Source organism: Paenibacillus sp. Paensp38, from assembly GCF_059491915.1.
In genome coordinates, this window is record NZ_CP168516.1 from 95,088 (window position 1) to 117,624 (window position 22,537).

Consider the following 22,537-nt stretch of genomic DNA (forward strand, 5'->3'; position numbering starts at 1 on the left):
GTCCCGTTCATGCCATACGGAGCATTCTTTGAGCCTCATGCAGCACCATCGTCACATCTAATCGTCAGGAAAGGCTCACTACCCCGCAGCCGGATCTTTACTTATCCACACCAGGCGGGGGAATACACAAATCGTACATAGAGTGTATCAATATCCTTAAACATAAGCTTCGACAAAGGCAGCTCCGGTGCCGAATCCGGAGGTACGGCCGACTTTGTGCTGGCCGGCCGGAACCCTACAGCAAGTCTTACATCGATGGGAGGAACATCCCTTGTCCACCCCCAAATCCAATTCCGAACCCAATGTTAAACCAAAGCCCGTCTTCGGGCGGCTCGTCCGCAGCAAGCATATTGAAGCAGAGGAGCCGGGAGCAGCCGCATCTCTTGCATAGAACGATGCTCTTTGTTGTCTTTCACGCATGGGAGCCGAGCGGGATAGCTGCTAGGCAGAGGATTGCCGCATGCGATCAACCGGGCAAGCGAAGCGGTGACTTGGCGAGAGCCATTGACATTGTTGTCACATGTTTGAAAAGGCGGGGAGCGAGGCTGGAGCGTTGCTGCGGCATATGCTCCGCCGGATTGCTTTTGCCGATGAAGAAAGGGGAACGATCCAGATGGCTTTTGAAAAAGAAACGTTGTTTTGGAACGAAAAATTCGGTAGCGACGATTATACCTTGACGCGTCTGCCTTACAGCAAGGCTCCAAGCTCCCTGGCGCCCATTATGACAACCGTCGGCGGTTCGCTTTCGGAGGAAGTGGCGCAGCGCGTCCTTCAAATGAGCAAGGGCGCTCCGCTGGCCACTTTTATGATTTTGCTCGCCGGTGTTCAGTCGCTCTTGCATAAATATACAGGCGCTTCTGACATTCTGGTCGGCATGCCGGTTGTACGGAAACCGACGGAGACGCGCCGATCCGTTAATCATACGGTCATTTTGAAAAACTCGCTTTCGGTGGGTGCGACTTTTAAAACGCTTCTGAGCGAGCTGAGGACTTCCTTGCCTGAAGCGTTTCAGCACCAACATATTCCGTTCTTGAAAATGGCGGAGAAGCTGGACCTGCAATATGCAGACGGGATACCCGTCATCCATACGCTAGTATCTCTTAAGGAGCTGCATCTGGACGAAATCGGGCAAAACGTGGTCACGGATTGTTCCTTTGAATTCAGCTTAACCGGCGGGACGATACAGCTAGCGCTGTCATATAACGAGCACTTATATGACTCCGAGTTCATGACTCGGGTCGTCGGCCATCTGAATCGCCTGCTGGCCGTGGGGCTTCACGAGTTGGAGCTGGACATCGTGCGGGCGGACATGCTGTCGGAGGACGAGAAATTTCAATTGCTGCAAAGCTTTAACGATACCGAGAAGGACTATCCCCGTGATCGGACGATTCATCAGCTCGTGGAGGAGCAGGCGAAGCGGGTGCCCGAAGCGACGGCGGTTGTCTTTGAGGGGCGGCGGCTTTCGTACGCGGAGCTGAATGAACGGGCGAACCGGCTGGCGCGGACGCTGCGATCGGTCGGGGTGCTGCCCAATCAGCTGGTAGGCTTGATGGCCAGGAGATCGCTGGAGACGGTCGTTGGCATTCTGGCGGTTCTGAAAGCTGGCGGTGCCTACGTGCCGATCGACCCGGAATACCCGGAAGAACGCATCCGCTACATTCTGGAGAACTCGAACGCGCAGTTGCTGCTGACTCAAAGGGAGCTGCTGCTGCAGGTGCCGTTCGAAGGGACCGTGGTGGCGCTGGATGACGAGCAGGCCTACAGCGACGATGGCTCGAACCTGGAGCCGGCCAGCGGTCCGAACGATCTGGCTTATGTCATCTATACATCAGGTACGACGGGCAAACCCAAAGGGGTCATGCTGGAGCATCGCGGGCTGGTCAGCTTGAAACTGACGTTTGCCCATACGCTTCACACGACCGAACAGGATCGAGTGCTGCAATTCGCCAGCCTATCGTTCGATGCGTCGTGCTGGGAGATGTTCAACGCCCTGTATTTCGGGGCGACCTTATATATACCGTCAACCGAGACGGTTTTGGATGATCAGCTGTTCGAACGTTTCATGAACGAGCATGCAATTACGATCGCCACTTTGCCGCCAACTTATGCGGCTTATTTGAATTCAGACCGCCTGCCGAGTCTGAGCAGGCTCATCACGGCGGGCTCCGCCGTTTCAGCAGAATTCGTGCAGCAGTGGAAAGACAAGGTACAGTACTATAACGCGTACGGTCCGACGGAAGCCTCGATCGCCACATCCGTGTGGGCGGCGTCTACGTATGACACCGAACGCAGAGCGATACCGATCGGACGTCCGATCTGGAACCATCGCTTGTATATACTGGGCGCACAGAATCAGCTAGCGCCTATCGGAGTGGAGGGAGAATTATGCATCGCGGGCGTCGGCCTCGCCCGGGGATATTGGAACCGGCCGGATCTGACGGCGGAGAAATTCATCGAACACCCGTTTGAGCCCGGAGAGAGACTGTACCGGACGGGCGACTTGGCCCGCTGGCTGCCGGACGGAAATATTGAGTACTTGGGCCGGATTGACCATCAGGTGAAAATCCGTGGATTCCGGATCGAGATCGGCGAGATTGAAGAGCAGCTTCTGAAGATCGACTCCGTGCAGGAGACGATCGTAATCGCGCGGGAAGGCAAAAGCGGGCAAGAACTGTGCGCTTACCTGGTCGCGGGCCGCCCGCTTACGCTCGGCGAGCTGAGAAGCGAGCTGGCGCAAAAGTTGCCGAATTACATGATTCCGGCGCATTTTGTTCAGCTTCCGCGGATGCCGCTCACGCCGAACGACAAAATCGACCGCAAGGCTTTGCCCGCCCCGGAAGGAAACGCACTGACCGGCGGCGCGTACGTAGCTCCCCGCAATGAAGCGGAGCGGACGCTTGCCGATGTGTGGCAGGCGGTATTGAACGCCGATCGCGTTGGGGTAACGGATCATTTCTTCGAGCTGGGCGGAGACTCGATCAAGTCCATTCAAGTATCTTCGCGGCTTCATCAAGCCGGGTACAAGCTGGAAATCCGGGATTTGTTCAAATATCCGACTATCTCACAGCTCAGCCTGCATGTGAAACCGATCGGACGTACCATCGATCAAGGTGAAATAACGGGTGAAACGGAGCTGACACCGATTCAGCATTGGTTTTTCGGGAGCTCCTTTGCGGACCCGCATCATTTCAACCAGTCGGTGATGCTGTACCGGAAGGAACGCTTCGACGAAGAGACGGTGCGTCAGGTGCTGCAAAAGCTGGCCGAGCATCATGACGCCTTGCGGATGGTGTTCTGCAAGACGGAACAAGGGTTTAGCGCGCGGACCCGCGCGATTCAGGAAGGCGGGCTGTTCACGCTGGACGTGTTCGACTTCAAGGATGCGGAGAATACCGCGCAGGCTGTGGAAGCGAAGGCAACGGACATTCAAGCGGGCATCGATCTGGAGAACGGGCCCCTCGTGAAGGCGGGACTGTTCCGGTGCGCGGACGGCGATCATTTGCTGCTCGCGGTTCATCATGCCGTGGTGGACGGCGTGTCTTGGCGCATTTTGATGGAGGATTTCGCTCTGGGTTACGAGCAGGCCGGCAAAAGCGAGGAAATTCGTTTCCCGGCCAAAACGGATGCGTACCGCACTTGGTCCGAGCAGCTGGCCGCTTACGCGCAAAGCCCGGAGATGGCGAAGGAACGGGCCTATTGGCAGGCCGTGGAACAAATTGCGGTTCCGGCCGTGCCGAAGGATCTGGAGGCGGACGTTACGACGCAGCAGGACAGCGAATCGCTGTTCGTGCGTTTGACTCCCGAAGAAACGGAGCTGCTGCTGAAGCGGGTTCACCGGGCCTACAACACCGAAATGAACGATATTTTGGTAACGGCGCTCGGCATAGCCGTTCGCAAGTGGACGGGACACGAACGGGTGCGGATCAATCTCGAAGGACACGGACGCGAACCGATCGGAACGGATATCGACATCACGCGCACAGTCGGATGGTTTACGACCAAGTTTCCGGTCGTCCTAGAGCCGGAAACTGACCGGGATTTGGCCTATCAGATTAAACAGGTCAAGGAAAGTTTGCGCCGCATTCCGAACAAAGGACTTGGGTACGGCATATGCCGCTATCTCTCCAAATCGGAGGATGGCTTTGTTTGGGGCGCAGAGCCGGAAATTAATTTTAATTACCTCGGCCAGTTCGACAATGATGTCAACCAGGACGAGATCGGTATATCTTCTTATTCCAGCGGCAGCCCGGCCAGCGACCGGCAGGCCCGCAGCTTTGTGCTGGATATCAACGGCATGGTGCTGGACGGCGCTTTATCGCTTGATCTTAGCTACAGCCGGAAGCAGTATCACAAGGTAACGATGGAAGCCTTCGCTCAGCGGCTTGAGCAAAGTCTACGAGAGCTCATTATCCACTGCGCAGGCAAAGAAAATACCGAATTGACGCCTAGCGACGTGCAATTTAAAGGCTTGACCATCGCCGAACTAGAGCAAATCGCCCAGCGCTCGGGCCATCTCGGGGAAATCGAAAATATTTACTCGCTTACGCCGATGCAGAAGGGCATGTGGTTCCACAGCGCGCTTGACCGGCAAACGGCCGCTTACTTCGAGCAGACGCGATTTACGATGAGGGGAGTACTCGACGTCCAGCTTTTCGAGAGGAGCTGGACGGAACTTGCGAAACGTCATTTGGTGCTGCGGGCGAATTTTGTGCAAGGACCGGCGGGCGAGCCGCTGCAAATCATATACCGCGACAAGCCGGTCGGCTTTGAATATGAAGAGCTGCTTCATTTGCAGGCGGACGAGAAACAAGCGTATTTGGATAAAAAGGCCGAGGATGACAAACTTCGCGGCTTCGACATGGAACATGACGCGCTCGTTCGGGTTACGATCCTGCGCACCGAAGAGCAAAGCTATCATGTGCTGTGGAGTTTCCAGCATATTTTGATGGACGGCTGGTGCCTGCCGCAGCTGACGCAGGAGCTGTTTGAGACGTACTCGGCCTTGGCATCCGGCAAGCAGCCAGCGGGAGATAAGGGATCGGATTATGGCGCTTACATCGAATGGTTGGAGAAACAGGACGATCAGGCGGCATCCGGCTATTGGACGGCATTCCTGGCAGGTTATGAAGGGCAAACCGTACTCCCGGGACAAAAGGAACCGGCGCCGAACGGCAGATTTACGGCTGATCACGTCACCGCCGAGCTGGGCAAGGACTTGAGCGAGCGGATGGACCGGGTGGCGAAACAGCGCCTGGTTACGGTCAATACGCTGCTGCAAGCCGCTTGGGGCGTGATGCTGCAAAAATATAACGGAACAAACGATGCCGTATTCGGCAGCGTCGTGGCCGGAAGACCGGCGGAAATCCCGGGTATCGAGTCCATGATCGGGCTATTCATCAATACGGTGCCGGTCCGCGTCACGAGCGAAGCGGACACCGTGTTCGCCGACCTGATGGCGAAGCTCCAAGAGTGGGCGCTGGAGTCCGGGCGTTATGATTACTATCCGTTGTATGAAATTCAAGCCCGCAGCGTGCAAAAGCAGAACCTGATCAACCATATCATCGCTTTCGAGAACTATCCGGTGGACGAGCAGATGGAGCAGGCGGGCGACCAGCAGCACGGCGACCTGACGATCGCTGACGTTCAGATGGAGGAGCAGACGAACTATAACTTCAACGTGACCGTGGTGCCGGGAGTCGAAATCGAAATCCGGTTTGACTTTAACGCCGAAGTGTTCGATAAAGACAGCATCGAGCGGCTCAAGGGGCATCTCGTCCATCTGCTGGAGCAGGTGACGGATAACCCGGAAATTACAGTGGGCGAGCTGGAACTTGTGACGGAGGCGGAAAAGGCCGACCTTCTCGGACGTTTTAACGACACCACCACGGAATTTCCGCGCGAGAAGACGCTCGTTCAATTGTTCGAAGAACAGGCGGAGCTTTACCCGGACAACGTGGCCGCCGTCATGAACGAGCGACAGCTGGCTTACCGCGAGCTGAACGAGCGATCCAACCGCCTTGCGCGGAAGCTGCGGGAGACGGGAGTAGAAGCGGACCAACTGGTAGCGATTCTGGCCGAACGCTCGCTCGATATGGTCGTCGGCATTCTGGCGATTCTCAAAGCGGGCGGAGCCTACGTGCCTGTCGATCCCGACTACCCGGAGGAGCGCATCCGCTTCATGATTGAGGATTCGGGCGCGCCGTTATTGCTGATTCAAAAGCATCTGCACGAGAAGACCGACTTCGCAGGAACGCGCCTCGAATTGGACGATTTCGTTTGGGGCGACAGAGGGGCGGACTCCGAAGGTGCGTTGGACGCTTCGAACCTGGAGCCAATTTCCGGGCCGGGCAACCTGGCATATGTCATCTACACGTCAGGAACGACCGGCAGACCGAAAGGAACGCTGATCGAGCATAAGAACGTCGTGCGCCTCCTGTTCAACGACAAGAACCTGTTCGACTTCGGGCCGTCTGACACGTGGACGCTGTTCCACTCGTTCTGCTTCGATTTCTCCGTCTGGGAAATGTACGGAGCGCTGCTGTACGGAGGCAAGCTGGTCATCGTACCGCCGCTGACGGCGAAAAGTCCAGCCGATTTCCTGGCGCTGCTGGGCCGCGAACAGGTCACGATTTTGAACCAGACGCCAACGTACTTCTACCAGCTACTGCGTGAGGTCTTGGCGGACCATCCGTACGATCTGCGGATTCGCAACGTCATCTTCGGGGGCGAAGCGCTGAGTCCGCTGCAGCTCAAGGGCTTCAAGACGAAGTACCCGGAGACGAAGCTGATCAATATGTACGGCATTACCGAGACGACTGTTCACGTTACATATAAGGAAATAACGTGGGTCGAAATGGAGGCGGCGAAGAGTAATATCGGCAAGCCGATCCCGACGCTGAAGGTGTACGTCCTGGATGAAAACCGCCGCCCTGTGCCGATCGGCGTAGCGGGCGAAATGTACGTGGCCGGGGAAGGCCTTGCGAGAGGATACCTGAACCGTCCGGATCTGACGGCGGAGAAGTTCGTCGATTCCCCGTTTGCGGAGGGGGAGAAACTGTACCGCTCGGGTGACTTGGCGGCTTGGCTACCGGACGGCAACATCGAATACCTGGGCCGGATCGATCATCAGGTGAAGATCCGCGGGTACCGGATCGAGCTGGACGAAATCGAGACGCAGCTGCTGAACGTCGAGGGCGTGGAAGAAGCGGTGGTGCTCGCCCGTCAGGACGGCGAGGGCGAGAAGGCGCTTGTCGCCTACTTTGTGGCGGACCGAACGCTGACGGTCAGCGAAATGAGAACCTCGCTGGCCCAGGGAATGCCGGGGTACATGATCCCGTCGTACTTCGTGCAGCTGGAGCGCATGCCGCTGACGACCAACGGCAAAGTGGACCGCAAAGCGCTACCGGAGCCGCAAGGCGGCATACAAACGGGCGTCGAATACGTAGCGCCGCGTAACCGGACGGAGTCCCAGCTTGTGAAGATCTGGGAGGAAGTACTGGGCTACTCCGGCATTGGAGTCCTGGACAATTTCTTCGAGCTTGGAGGCCACTCCTTGCGGGCGACGAACCTTGTCAGCAAGATTCAGAAGGAAATGAACGTCGAACTTCCGTTGCGCGACGTATTCCGCTACTCGACAATCGAAGAGATGACTCTTGCCATCTCCCGGATCGGAAAGCAATTGTTCTCGTCGATTCCGCGGGCAGGCGCAAGAGCATATTATCCGCTTTCCTCGGCTCAGAAGCGGCTGTTTATCCTGAATCAGCTGGAAGGGGCCGATCAGAGCTACAACATGCCGGGCGTGCTGCTGCTGGAAGGATCGATTGACCGGAGCCTGCTGGAGAAGGCTTTCCGGGGACTGATCGCACGGCACGAAACGCTGCGAACCGGCTTTGAGATCGTACAAGGCGAAGCAATACAGCGCATTTACGAGAGCGTCGACTTTGCTGTCGAGTACCGTCATGCGAGCGAGGAAGAAGCGCCTGAAGTCGTGCAGGCCTTCATCCGGCCTTTCGACTTGGCGAAGCCTCCGTTGCTGCGGGCGGAGCTTGTAGAGCTGGCAGCCGAACGTTATTTGCTGATGTTCGACATGCACCATATCGTCTCCGACGGGGTTTCGATGGACGTGTTAGTCGAGGAACTCGTTCGTCTGTACGGTGGCGAGTCATTAGAGCCTTTGCGCATTCAATACAAGGACTATGCGGTATGGCAGCAGTCGGACGAGCAAAAAGTGCAGTTGAAACGCGAGGAAGCTTACTGGCTGGACCGTTACCGGGGCGAGCTGCCGGTTCTGGAAATGCCGACGGACTATCCGCGTCCTGCCGTGCAGAGCTTTGAGGGACAAACGCTGACGTCCTTCGTGGACGAGGCAACGAACGAAGGCTTAAAGCAACTGGCGGCTCAAAGAGGAACGACGCTGTATATGGTGCTGCTTGCGGCATATACCGTGCTTTTGCATAAATACACAGGTCAGGACGATTTGATCGTCGGAACGTCGATTGCGGGCAGAACGCACGGAGACACGCAACCTTTGATCGGAATGTTCGTTAATACGCTGGCGCTCCGCAATTATCCGGCTTCGGAGAAGACCTTCCTGTCGTATCTGGAAGAAGTGAAAGAAACGACCTTAGGCGCTTACGAGCATCAGAATTATCCGTTCGAAGAGCTCGTCGATAAAGTGCAGGTCAGCCGGGATTTGAGCCGCAACCCGCTGTTTGACACGATGTTCTCCCTGCAAAACTTGGAGGACAAAGAGTTTGGGCTGGAAGGGCTGAAATTGTCCCCGTACCCTAGCGAATACGGCACGGCCAAGTTCGACCTGAGTGTGGATGTTACGGAAGAAAACGGCGGCCTGGAGTGCAGCTTTGAATTCGCAACGGCTCTTTATAAAGAAAGCACGATCCGGCGGCTGTCGACTCATTTCGGACATTTGCTTGCGGCGATCGTAAGCCGTCCGGATGCGAAGATTGCCGAGCTGAACTTGTTGACGGCAGAGGAAAAAGAGCAAATTCTCGGCGCGTTCAACCCGGCGCAGCCGGAAGCGGCTCCTGTGGCGGCGTTCCATCGGCTGTTCGAGGAACAGGCGGAGCGCACACCGGAAGCGGCGGCCGTCGTGTACGAGAACGACCGGCTGACGTATGCGGAGCTGAACGAGCGGGCGAATCGCTTGGCGGCTACGCTGCGCGCAAACGGCATCGGCCGGGAGACGATCGTCGGCATTCTGACCGAGCGTTCGGTGGACTTGCTGGTGGCCGTGCTGGCCGTCTGGAAAGCGGGCGGGGCGTATGTGCCACTCGACCCGGATTATCCGGCGGAGCGCGTGCGGTTCATGCTTGAAGACAGCGGAGCGAAGGTGCTGCTGACGCAAACGCCGCTGCGAGAGCGTGCTGAAGCTTGGCTCGGCGAAGAGGAGCTGGCGCTGGCGGCGGTGCTGTACCTGGACGACGAAGCGTCGTACAGCGAGGAGCGGACGAATGCCGACAGCTTCCATGAAGCCCGTCCGGAGGATCTGGCGTACGTGATCTATACGTCGGGAACGACGGGCAAGCCGAAGGGCGTGATGATCGAGCACCGCAGCCTGGTGAACACGGCGGCGGGCTACCAGCGGGAATACCGGTTGGATCAGTTCCCGGTGCGGCTGCTGCAGTTCGCAAGCTTCTCGTTCGACGTGTTCGTGGGAGATATCGCGCGGACGCTGTACAACGGAGGCACGATGGTGATTGTGCCGAAGGACGACCGGATCGATCCGTCTCGTCTGCACCACTGGATGGAGCGGGAACGGGTCACCATCTTCGAATCGACGCCGGCGCTGATCGTGCCGTTCCTGGAGTACGTGCACGAGCAGCGGCTGGATATGAGCTGGATGGAGCTGTTGATCACGAGCTCGGACAGCTGCAGCGTGGCGGATTACCGGACCTTGCAGGAACGCTTCGGCTCGTTGTTCCGGATCATCAACGCATACGGCGTGACGGAAGCGGCGATCGACTCAAGTTTCTACGACGAGCCGCTGACGAAGCTGCCGCAGACAGGCCATGTGCCGATCGGCAGAGCGTGGCTGAATGCGAAATTCTACATCGTGGATGCGCACCTGAATCCGGTGCCGGTCGGGGTGCTGGGCGAGCTGGTTATCGGCGGAGTCGGAGTGGCGCGCGGGTACTTGAACCGTCCGGGGCTGACAGAAGAGAAGTTCGTAGACAGCCCGTTCGCCGCGGGCGAGCGGTTGTACCGCACGGGAGACTTGGCGCGGTGGATGGAGGACGGCAACGTGGACTTCATCGGCCGGATCGACAACCAGGCGAAAATTCGGGGGTACCGGATCGAGACGGGCGAGATCGAGTCGCAGCTGCTGCGGGTGGAAGGCGTGCGCGAAGCGGTGGTGCTGGTTCGAAGTGACGCGAACGGGCAGAAGGCGCTATGCGCGTATTACACACCGGATACCGGAGCGGAGCTGGCAGTGAACGATCTGCGCGGCGCGCTGGCGCAGGAGCTGCCGGGGTACATGATCCCGTCGTACTTCGTGGAGATGGAGCGCCTGCCTCTGACGCCGAACGGAAAAATTGACCGGAAGGCGCTGCCGGCGCCGGAAGGGGAAGCGGGAAGCGGAACGGAGTACGTCGCACCGCGCAATGAGCTGGAAACAAAGCTGGCGGCGATTTGGCAGGAGGTGCTGGGGCTTGCGAAGGAGATTGGCGTTCACGACAACTTCTTCGACATCGGTGGTCACTCCCTGCGGGCGACGACGCTGGTCAGCAAGATTCATAAAGAATTGAGCGTGGATCTGCCGCTGCGCGACGTGTTCCGCCATTCCACCATTGAGAGCATGGCCGCCGCCATTTCCCGGCTGGATGAGCAGACATTCGTTGCCATTCCGGTGGCGGATGACCGAGAGGTGTACCCGCAATCTTTTGCTCAAAAACGTCTCTTTATCCTGAATCAACTGGAAGGCGCGGAGCTTAGCTACAACATGCCGGAAGCGATGCTGCTGGAGGGGGCTTTGGACCGGGCAAGGTTCGAAGAAGCGTTCCGTAAGCTCGTGGCGCGGCATGAAACGCTGCGCACCGGGTTCGAAATGGTGGATGGCGAAGCATCGCAGCGGATTTACCAGGACGTGAATTTTGCCGTGGAGTTCTATCGAGTGGATGAGCAAGAGGCCGAAGAGATGGTTCGCCGTTTCGTCCGTCCGTTTGACTTGGCGAAGCCTCCGCTGCTGAGGGTAGGCCTTGTCGAGCTGGCTCCGGAACGTCATATTCTAATGTACGACATGCATCATATTATTTCCGATGGCGTCTCGATGGAAATCTTTGTTGAAGAATTCGTCCGCTTGTACGGCGGCGAGCAATTGGAGCCTCTGCGCATTCAGTACAAAGACTACACCGTTTGGCAGCATTCGCAGGAGCAGAAAGAACGGCTTCAGCGTCAGGAGGCGTACTGGCTGGACATGTTCCAAGGCGAGCTGCCGGTGCTGGAAATGCCGGCCGACTATCCGCGTCCGGCCGTGCAGAGCTACGAAGGCCAAACGCTGGAGTTTTCCTTCGACGCTTCGAAAACCGACGGCCTGAAGCAGCTGGCCTCGGAAACGGGCACGACGCTGTTTATGGTGCTGCTTGCGGCGTATAACGTCCTTCTGCATAAATATTCAGGTCAGGAAGACGTGATCGTCGGTACGCCGATTGCCGGAAGGAATCATGGAGATGTGCAGCCGTTGATCGGGATTTTCTTAAACACGCTGGCTATCCGCAGTTATCCGGCTTCGGAAAAGACATTCCTGTCATACCTGAACGAAGTCAAAGAAACGACCCTCCATGCCTTCGAGCATCAAAACTATCCGTTCGAAGAATTGGTGGACAAGGTGCAAGTCACCCGTGATTTAAGCCGCAATCCGCTCTTCGACACGCTGTTTACGATGCAGAATACGGAAAACGAGGAATTTGAGCTGGAAGGGCTTCGCCTGATTCCTTATCCGAGCGTATTAGATACCGCGAAGTTTGATATCAGCTTGGATGTGGGCGAGGAGAACGGCGGCTTGGATTACAGCTTCGAATATGCGACGGCTCTCTACAAAAGGGAGACGATCGAACGGCTGGCGAAACATTACGAGCAGCTGCTCGAAACGATCGTAAGCCGTCCAGATGCGAAGATTGCCGAGCTGGACTTGCTGACGACAGAGGAAAAAGAACAAATTATCGGCGCGTTCAACCCGGCGCAGCCGGAAGCGGCTCCTGCGGCCGCGTTCCACCGGCTGTTTGAGGAACAGGCGGAGCGCACGCCGGAAGAGGCGGCCGTCGTGTACGAGAACGACCGGCTGACGTATGCGGAGCTGAACGAGCGGGCGAACCGCTTGGCGGCTACGCTGCGCGCAAGCGGCATCGGCCGGGAGACGATCGTCGGCATTCTCGCCGAGCGTTCGGTGGACTTGCTGGTGGCCGTGCTGGCCGTCTGGAAAGCGGGCGGGGCGTATGTGCCGCTCGACCCGGATTATCCGGCGGAGCGCGTGCGGTTCATGCTCGAAGACAGCGGAGCGAAGGTGCTGCTGACGCAAACGGCGCTGCGAGAGCGTGCTGAAGCCTGGCTTGACGAAGAGGAGCTGGCGCTGGCGGCGGTGCTGTACCTGGACGACGAAGCGTCGTACAGCGAGGAGCGGGCGAATGCGCCGATTGGCTCGGGCATAGTCTCCGGCAAGCTGACGGATACTGTGGACGACGGCGATGAGAGCCATCAGAATGTTGGCACCGACAGCTTCCATGAAGCCCGTCCGGAGGATCTGGCGTACGTGATCTATACGTCGGGAACGACGGGCAAGCCGAAGGGCGTGATGATCGAGCACCGCAGCCTGGTGAACACGGCGGCGGGCTACCGGCGGGAATACCGGTTGGATCAGTTCCCGGTGCGGCTGCTGCAGCTCGCAAGCTTCTCGTTCGACGTGTTCGTGGGAGATATCGCGCGGACGCTGTACAACGGAGGCACGATGGTGATTGTGCCGAAGGACGACCGGATCGATCCGTCTCGTCTGCACCACTGGATGGAGCGGGAACGGGTCACCATCTTCGAATCGACGCCGGCGCTGATCGTGCCGTTCCTGGAGTACGTGCACGAGCAGCAACTGGATATGAGCTGGATGGAGCTGTTGATCACGAGCTCGGACAGCTGCAGCGTGGGGGATTACCGGACCTTGCAGGAACGCTTCGGTTCGTTGTTCCGGATCATCAACGCATACGGCGTGACGGAAGCGGCGATCGACTCCAGCTTCTACGACGAGCCGCTGACGAAGCTGCCGCAGACAGGCCATGTGCCGATCGGCAAAGCGTGGCTGAATGCGAAATTCTACATCGTGGATGCGCACCTGAATCCGGTGCCGGTCGGGGTGCTGGGCGAGCTGGTCATCGGCGGAGTCGGAGTGGCGCGCGGGTACTTGAACCGTTCGGAGCTGACAGAAGAGAAGTTCGTAGACAGCCCGTTCGCCGCGGGCGAGCGGCTGTACCGAACGGGAGACTTGGCACGGTGGATGGAAGACGGCAACGTGGACTTCATCGGCCGGATCGACAACCAGGCGAAAATTCGGGGCTACCGGATCGAGACGGGCGAGATCGAGTCGCAGCTGCTGCGGGTGGAAGGCGTGCGCGAAGCGGTGGTGCTGGTTCGAAGTGACGCGAACGGGCAGAAGGCGCTATGCGCGTATTACACACCGGATACCGGAGCGGAGCTGGCAGTGAACGATCTGCGCGGCGCGCTGGCGCAGGAGCTGCCGGGGTACATGATCCCGTCGTACTTCGTGGAGATGGAGCGCCTGCCTCTGACGCCGAACGGAAAGATTGACCGGAAGGCGCTACCGGCGCCGGAAGGGGAAGCGGGAAGCGGAACGGAGTACATCGCACCGCGCAATGAGCTGGAAACGAAGCTGGCGGCGATTTGGCAGGAGGTGCTGGGGCTTGCGAAGGAGATTGGCGTTCACGACAACTTCTTCGACATCGGCGGCCACTCCCTGCGGGCGACGACGCTGGCGGGCAAGGTATTTAAGGAATTAAACGTCAACCTGCCGCTGCGCGACGTATTCCGTCACTCGACGATTGCGGCGATGGCCGAGGCGATCGCCCGGATGGAACGGCGGGAGCATGAGGCCATTCCTCAAGCGGAGGAGAGAGAGTACTACCCTCTGTCCTCCGCGCAGAAACGGCTGTTCATTCAGCACACGCTGGATGGAGCGGATCAGCTTTACAACATGCCGGAGCTGGTGCAGGTGGAAGGCGAGTTTGACTTAGACCGGTTGGAAGCCGCCTTGCGGAAATTGATAACACGGCATGAATCGCTGCGCACCGGTTTTGAAATCGTGAAGGCCGAAGCGGTTCAGCGGATTTACCCGCAGGTCGATTTTGCTATCGAGCATCATCAAGCGGATAAAGAGGATGCGGCTCAAATCGAGCAGATCGTCCGCAGCTTCGTTCGTCCGTTTGATCTCGGCAAGCCGCCGCTGCTGCGCGCCGGGGTCATCGAGCTGGAGCCGAACCTGCATATTCTCCTTTTCGACATGCACCATATGGTGTCCGACGGCGTATCGATGGCGATTGTGATCGATGAGTTCTCGAGTTTCTACGCCGGGGAAGAACTGCCGCCACTGCGCATTCAATACAAGGATTATGCCGTTTGGCAGCAGTCGAAGGCCCACCGAGAGCGGATTGGGCGGCAGGAAGCGTACTGGCTGCAAACCTTCGAAGGCGAGTTGCCGACGGCGGACCTGCCGATGGACTACGAACGGTCTGCGGCTCGCAGCTACGAAGGCGCGCATCTGGAGTTCGACGTCGAAGCTTCTCTCTCTGCGCGGCTGCGCGAATTGGCGGCCGAGCGTGAAAGCACGCTGTTCATGGTGCTGCTTGCGGCTTATACCGTGCTGCTGTCCAAGTACAGCGGGCAGGAGGACTTGGTCGTGGGTACCCCGGTGGCGGGAAGAACGAACGCCGATTTGGAACCGGTCATCGGGATGTTTGTCAATACGCTGGCGATCCGCAATCGTCCGTCGGGCGACAAAACGTTCTTGTCCTACCTGGAAGAAGTGAAGGAAACGGCTTTGGGTGCTTTCGAGAACCAGGATTATCCATTCGAGGATCTGGTGGAGCGTTTGAATGTGAAGCGGGAGCCGGGCCGCTTCCCGCTGTTCGATGCCGTTTTCGACTTGCAAAATATCGAAGAACGAGACGCCGAGCTGGAAGGGGTCAGCCTGAAGACTTACGAGCTTGACCATTTGGAAGAAGCGAAGTTCGATCTGACGCTGTTTATGTATGAAAACAACGGGGCGCTGAGCGGGGGCTTCTTCTACGCCACCAAGCTGTTCAAAGAAGCGATGATCCGCACCTTGACCGAGGATTACCTGCGGGTACTGTCTCAAATTGCGGAAAATCCACAACTCGAGTTAAGCCGGATTGAATGTCATAAACCGGCGGCAGGCGCAAAGAGTGCCGTCGATACGATCGAATTCGCGTTCTAATCCTACAAGCGCGCCTCCGCCGTCAAGCGAAAGCGGCGCGCATCCCAAGGAAGACGGCGAACAACGTCCAAGCCCGTAAACGCGCAGGCCGAAAGCATGCTTTTTCGGACCTGCGCCGGGGCATGCGGTCACTTCATTTTTAGGGGAGGTACAAATGAAATCTTTGTTTGAAAAGGAAGAACGGTACTGGAGCGGCAAGTTTGACGCCGATGACAGCCTGAGCTTCCTTCCCTACAGTCAATCCTCCAAATTATACGCCGACGGGGAAGCTGTGGCCGAGCCGGGTTTGCTTCACCGTACTCTGCCGAGCGAACTCTCGGAGAGAATCATTTGCCTCGCCAACGGTTCGGATTTGGCTTTGTACATGATTGTTTTGGCAGGAGTAAAAAGCCTGCTGTTCAAATATACCGGGCGGGACCAAGTGCTGGTCGGCATGCCTTCTTATAGCGCAGACCCCGACGGGACTCCGCCGCCGCATGACATCTTGGTGATCAAGACGTCCGTAAGCCGCCAGACTACGCTGAAAACGCTGCTCGGGGGCATCAAAGCTTCCATCGGCGAGGCGCTGGAGCATCAGCACCTGCCTTTTCGGAAAATGGTGGAGCCGCTCCATCTGGACTATACGGGGGACGGCCTCCCGGTCGTCAACACCGTCGCATCCTTCGCCCCGATTCATCCGGAACCGCTGGGTAACCGGGTGGCGGCCGATACGGTTTTTCGCTTCGACCGTCAAAACCACTCCATTAAGCTGGAAATAAGCTTTGACGGGCAGCGGTACGAGCGGGCATTTGTGGACCAGGCGGCCGACCATCTTGTTCGGCTGCTGTCCGTGCTTTTATTTCAGCCGGATCTGGAGCTCGGACAAGCCGATGTGCTGTCCCCAGACGAGAGGGAGACGCTGCTGAAGCGATTTAATGACACCGAAACCGGGTTCGAGCGGGGGAAAACGATTTACGGCTTGTTCGAAGAACAGGCGGAGCTTTACCCGGACAACGTGGCCGCCGTCATGAACGAGCGGCAGCTGACCTACCGCGAGCTGAACGAGCGATCCAACCGCCTTGCGCGGAAGCTGCGAAAGACGGGAGTAGAAGCGGATCAGCTGGTAGCGATTCTGGCCGAACGCTCGCTCGATATGGTCGTCGGCATTCTGGCGATTCTCAAAGCGGGCGGAGCCTACGTGCCTGTCGATCCCGACTACCCGGAGGAGCGCATCCGCTTCATGATTGAGGATTCGGGCGCGCCGTTATTGCTGATTCAGAAGCATCTGCATGAGAAGACCGACTTCGCAGGAACGCGCCTCGAATTGGACGATTTCGTTTGGGGCGACAGTGGGGCGGACTCCGCCGATGCGCTGGACGCTTCGAACCTGGAGCCGATTTCCGGGCCGGGCAACCTGGCATATGTCATCTACACGTCGGGAACGACCGGCAGACCGAAAGGAACGCTGATCGAGCATAAGAACGTCGTGCGCCTCCTGTTCAACGACAAGAACCTGTTCGACTTTGGGCCGTCCGACACGTGGACGCTGTTCCACTCGTTCTGCTTCGATTTCTCTGTCTGGGAAATGTACGGAGCGCTGCTGAACGGAGGCAAGCTGGTCATCGTACCGCCGCTGACGGCGAAAAATCCGGCCGATTTCCTGGCGCTGCTGGGCCGCGAACAGGTCACGATTTTGAACCAGACGCCAACGTACTTCTACCAGCTGCTGCGTAAGGTCTTGGCGGACCATCCGTACGATCTGCGGATTCGCAACGTCATCTTTGGGGGCGAAGCGCTGAGTCCGCTGCTGCTCAAGGGCTTCAAGACGAAGTACCCGGAGACGAAGCTGATCAATATGTACGGCATTACCGAGACGACGGTTCACGTGACATATAAGGAAATCACGTGGGTCGAAATGGAGGCGGCGAAGAGTAATATCGGCAAGCCGATCCCGACGCTGAGGGTGTACATCCTTGATGAGAACCGCCGCCCTGTGCCGATTGGCGTAGCGGGCGAAATGTACGTGGCCGGGGAAGGCCTTGCGAGAGGATACCTGAACCGTCCGGATCTGACGGCGGAGAAGTTCGTCGATTCCCCGTTTGCGGAGGGGGAGAAACTGTACCGCTCGGGTGACTTGGCGGCTTGGCTGCCGGACGGCAACATCGAATACCTGGGCCGGATCGACCACCAGGTGAAAATCCGCGGGTACCGGATCGAGCTGGACGAAATCGAGACGCAGCTGCTGAAGATCGCCGCCGTGCAAGAAGCCAAGGTGCTCGACTGCGACGACGCGAACGGCCATAAGCAACTTGTCGCTTATTACGTCGCAGAAACGAGGCTGGCGGCGAATGAACTCAAAGAGGAGCTCGCCAAGCAGCTTCCGGGTTATATGATTCCTTCGTACCTCGTGCAGCTTTCGCGGATGCCGCTGACCCCGAACGGGAAAATCGACCGCAAAGCGCTGCCCGCGCCGGAGGAAGCCGCGGACGGAGGAACGGAATATGTCGCGCCGAGAACGCTGCTCGAAATGAAGATCGCCCGCGTCTGGCAGGATACGCTTGGCGTTCCGCAGGTCGGCGTAAAGGATAACTTTTTTGAGTTGGGTGGCAATTCGTTAAGTCTGATGAGGCTCGTTCAAGCCGTTTACGATGAAACGGGCATTGAGATACCGCTGAACCGCCAATTCCATCATGTAACCGTTGAGGCCATGGCTTTCGGAGAGGGGGATCAGGGCCTGGATAAAGGGGGAGACTCCTTCATTAAGTTGAATAAAGCAGGAGATCTGAACGTGTTCTGCTTCCCTCCAGGCAGCGGCTTTGGCATCGGTTATCGAGAGCTTGCAAGCAGGCTCGACGGCGGGTTCGTGCTCTACGGCATTGATTTTATCGACGATGCCGTCGATTACGAGGCCATGCTGAACCGTTATGTGGACGAGATCGTCCGCATCCAGCCGGAAGGACCTTACGTGCTGCTCGGCTACTGCTTTGGAGGCAACCTGACGTTCGAGGTAGCCAAAACGATGGAGAAAAGAGGCTATTCCGTAACGGACGTGCTCATGGTGGACTCGTGGATTAAGGACACGCTGACGTCTTCCGAAACGTCGGAGAAAGAGCTTGAAGAAATGCTTGCCGATTTCGACGAAGAAGAGAAGGAATTAATGAGCAACCCGCTCGTGCGGGAGCGGGTTCATCGGAAGGTCAAAGCGACCTTGGCGTACGAAGCGCAGCTTATTAATTCCGGCACGATCCCGGCCCGGATTTACGAACTGATTGCGAAGGACAGCGAAGCGTTCCGCCTGGAGCACCAATTGCCTTCCTGGCGTGGGGCAACGACGCAAGCTTACGCCGATTACCGGCTGGAGGGTGCGCACGAGGAATTGCTGGAACTCGCGCGCGTGGAAGAAACGGCCGTCGTCATCCGGGACATCTTAGAGCAAGTCAAGCGGCAGATCGAAGCGGAGGCCGGGGTACTGCATGGAAGCTGACCGCCAGCCGTCTGTTCTAGAACAAGGCACAGCGGCGCCTTCCAAGCGTCAAACCGCTTACGCCGCCTGGAAAGCGTTCCGCTGGTTGATGTCCTATGTAAGCCGTCACAAAGGCTGGATGATCGTCGGTGTCTTGTCCGCGATTGCCGCCGCCGTTATTGAGATATGGACGGGAAGTTTGATCGAGCAGCTGACCACCCAGGCCGAGAAGGGGGCGGGGCCAATCGTTCTGCAAATCGTGTACACGGTCTTTGTGGTCATCTTGATCGGTGTGCCGGCGAAGTTTTTCATGAGCTTCGGCGTGGAGCGAAGCAGCGCCTCTGCGGTGCAGGATATCCGCAACCATGTCATGCGTCATATCGGCAAACTCCCGGTCTCCTATTTGGAAAAGCAGCACTCCGGCGACGTATTGTCGCGGATCAACAACGACCTGCAGCTCATCCAGCAGTTTATGATTCGGGACCTCGCCCAGTGGTTTTATCATCCGCTGTTGTTCATCGGCTGTTTCACTTATTTGATCTACCTCCAATGGGAGCTGATGCTGTACAGCCTGCTGTTATTTCCCGTAGCGCTGCTGGTTTCCCAATGGATCGGCAAGCAGTTGGAGCGGTTGACGGAGGAAGCCCAGGCGAACATGGGCCGAATGAACGTCAACCTCCAGGATACACTTGGAGGTATGCCTATTGTAAAAAGCTACCTGCTATCCGGCATGTTATCTCGCTCCTACCAAGTGCTGCTGCAATTGACGGCTCAAAAAAAGCTGGCCGTGAAAAAGCGGGAAGCCTGGGTCAACCCGCTGCTTTCCACGCTGATGATCAGCCCGATCATTTTCGCCGTCAGTTACGGAAGCTATTTGATCTACAAAGGGCAGCTAGGCGCGGGGGAGCTGATCGCCTTCCTGTACTTGCTGAATCTGTGTCTGGAGCCGCTGGAGCATATTCCCGAGCTCATCACGCGGACGTTCGAAATGGCCGGTGCCCTGAGAAGGGTCTCCGAAATCGTCGAGCAGCCGACCGAAACGGAAAATGGCCGTTCGCTTCCGAAAGCGAGCGCCTCCCCCATCGAGTTTCAGAACGTAACCTTCGGGTATGAGGAGAGATCCCCGATCCTGCGGAATGTTAGCTTCTCTGTGCCGGAAGGGAAGACGATCGCGCTTGTCGGAGCGAGCGGCGGAGGGAAGAGCACGGTGTTTAAGCTTGTATACGGCTTTTATCCGCTTCCGGAGGACCAGGGCGAGATCCGCGTGTTCGGCAGCCTGATCCACGGCGCCGATCCGGAGCAGCTTCGGTCGCATTTTTCCGTGGTAACCCAGGATTCATATTTGTTTAGCGGCACGATCGCTGAAAATATCGGCTACGGGCGGGAAGTAGCGTCGATGGACGAGATTATCGAAGCCGCCAAAGCCGCTCAGGCGCATTCCTTCATTATGCAGCTGCCCGACGGCTACCAGACGTATGTCGGAGAGCGCGGAGGCTTTTTGTCCGGCGGGCAGCGCCAGCGCATTGCAATGGCCCGGGCTTTTCTGAAGGATGCTCCCGTTCTGCTGCTGGACGAGCCAACGTCGGCTCTTGATCCGGAGTCGGAAAGCGCGGTTCAGGAAGCGCTGGGCGTATTGATGAAGCAGAGAACGACGATGGTTATTGCCCACCGGCTTTCTACAGTACAAAACGCCGACGAAATTTGGGTCATGGAACAGGGGAGTATTGTTGAAAAGGGCACTCATGAACAATTGTTGAAGATGAAGGGACTGTACGCCCAGTCGTACTATCAGGAATTTACTGAGTCTGCCGAACGCAGGGAGGTGGCGTACACATGAAAAAGGGCGGATGGCTCTCGCAAGTGAAAGAACTCGGCTACTTGCTGATGTTTATGAACCGCAAGCGCAAAACCCAGTACGCCATTGGCCTGGCCGTGACGGCGCTCACCCAGACATTGTTCCTGATCGCCTTCAGCTTGGTCGTACATAACTTGGTTGATTTCGCCGTGTCCCGAGATACGTCCCTGATGGTGGAAGCCTTTATTATTTTGGGCGCGGTCTTGTTCCTGGAAAATGTGATTTCTCCCTGGTTCATTTACTTAAACCAGCGCAGTGTCGAGCTGACTGTGCTGAATATCCGCGAACGTCTTTATGACAAGCTGTGCCGGGTGCGGCCGAGATTCCTGGAGCAGACGCACCATGGGGACTTGCTGTCGCGGGTGAACAACGACGTAACGACCGTTGAGTTTACATTCTCGCAGGTTTACTTCGTTTTGCTGCTTCAAGTTGTCTTTTGCATCGGCTCCATTGTCTCCATGGTGTTGATCGATTGGCGGTTTGCCGGCGTATCCTTCGTCATTCTGCTGCTGTCCTCCGTGGTCAGCCTGAAATTTGCGCGGGATATTCGCGCCTTGTCCGAACAAGGCTTGCTAACGCTCGGTAAAATGACCGAAAAATTCAAAGATTTTATGGGCGGCATTCAAATTGTGAAGCTGTTCCGCATCCGCACGATTTACGGCCAGTACGAGGCGTTGAACGAACAAATGACGCAGACGCTTCGGCAAACCGCGCAGAAGAATGGCATGCAGGCTGCGGTGAATCATTTTATCAGCTACGTCACGTTCTGCGGCATCATCGTCATCGGCAGTCTTCTTTATGCCTACGGACTGATGGGAATGGGAAGCGTCGCCGCCCTGGCGGTTCTGCAAGTGAATCTGACGCATGCCTTGTTGAACTTGGGGATGGTTCTGTCGATGACCCAAAATTCGCTCGCGGGCGCTCATCGGATTCAAGAGGTACTAAGAGAGGAAGAGGAACCGGAGCGTTTGGGATCTCCTCACAGCGAGCTCGTGTCGGAGGCTGCGGTGGAGTTTCGCGATGTGGAATTTTCCTATCAGGCGGATAAAAAGGTGCTTGTCGACATCTCCATGCAGGTGTTTCCCGGCCAGGTCGCCGCTATCGTGGGGACCAGCGGCAGCGGCAAAAGTACGCTGATCAAGCTGCTGCTCGGCTTTTATCCTGTGGACAGCGGAGAAATCCTGCTCCAAGGCAAACCGTTCGGCCATTACACGCTGGAAGAAATCCGCAGGCAGATTGCATACGTTCCGCAGGAGCCATTCTTGTTTACCGGCACGATTGAGGAAAACATCCGCTACGGCAACCCGGATGCAACGGATGAAGAAGTGATCGAAGCGGCCAAAGCGGCGTACGCTCACCATTTCATTCAGGAACTTCCTGAACAGTATAAAACGCCGGTGGGAGAGAGAGGAGCGTCGTTGTCGGGCGGACAAAGGCAGCGAATTGCGATCGCACGGGCGATTCTCAAAAACGCCCCGATTCTGCTGCTGGACGAAGCGACTTCCGCGCTGGATAACGAATCCCAGCATTGGGTACAGCAGGCCTTGAACGTATTGATGAAGGGGCGCACCACCATTCTGATCGCCCACCGACTCAGCACCGTGGAACATGCGGATTTGATTACCGTCATGAACCAAGGGACGGTCGTCGAGCGGGGCCGCCATCAGGACCTGCTGGCGCTCGGAGGTTTTTACGCCCGGCTGTACGGCTAGATCCGCTTTACGGCGGGCGGCTTCTTGCTCGCGAATGCGACAGAGTCTTTTAGTAA

4 protein-coding genes are annotated in these 22,537 nt (G+C 57.4%); all 4 read left to right on the forward strand.

Features of this window, described 5'->3' with window-relative positions:
• Positions 1-520: 520 nt before the first annotated feature.
• The 4 genes from ACEN8J_RS00580 (at position 521) to ACEN8J_RS00595 (ending at position 22,481) form a co-directional block, all read left to right on the forward strand.
• Entirely contained in the window at positions 521-15,472 is a 14,952-nt protein-coding gene (locus ACEN8J_RS00580) for an amino acid adenylation domain-containing protein (RefSeq protein ID WP_495594149.1), read from the forward strand.
• A 154-nt stretch (positions 15,473-15,626) separates the two neighbouring features.
• Complete coding sequence (locus tag ACEN8J_RS00585; protein WP_165150848.1) at positions 15,627-18,935, forward strand: non-ribosomal peptide synthetase; 3,309 nt, start codon at positions 15,627-15,629, stop codon at positions 18,933-18,935.
• Positions 18,925-20,751 carry an ABC transporter ATP-binding protein gene (locus ACEN8J_RS00590; RefSeq protein ID WP_029517530.1) on the forward strand — a complete coding sequence of 609 codons (1,827 nt, stop codon included), beginning with the start codon at positions 18,925-18,927 and terminating at the stop codon, positions 20,749-20,751. Before ACEN8J_RS00585 ends, ACEN8J_RS00590 begins: the two co-directional genes overlap by 11 nt.
• Complete coding sequence (locus tag ACEN8J_RS00595; protein ID WP_029517531.1) at positions 20,748-22,481, forward strand: ABC transporter ATP-binding protein; 1,734 nt, start codon at positions 20,748-20,750, stop codon at positions 22,479-22,481. The genes ACEN8J_RS00590 and ACEN8J_RS00595 overlap by 4 nt, the downstream gene beginning before the upstream one ends.
• Positions 22,482-22,537 lie beyond the last annotated feature (56 nt).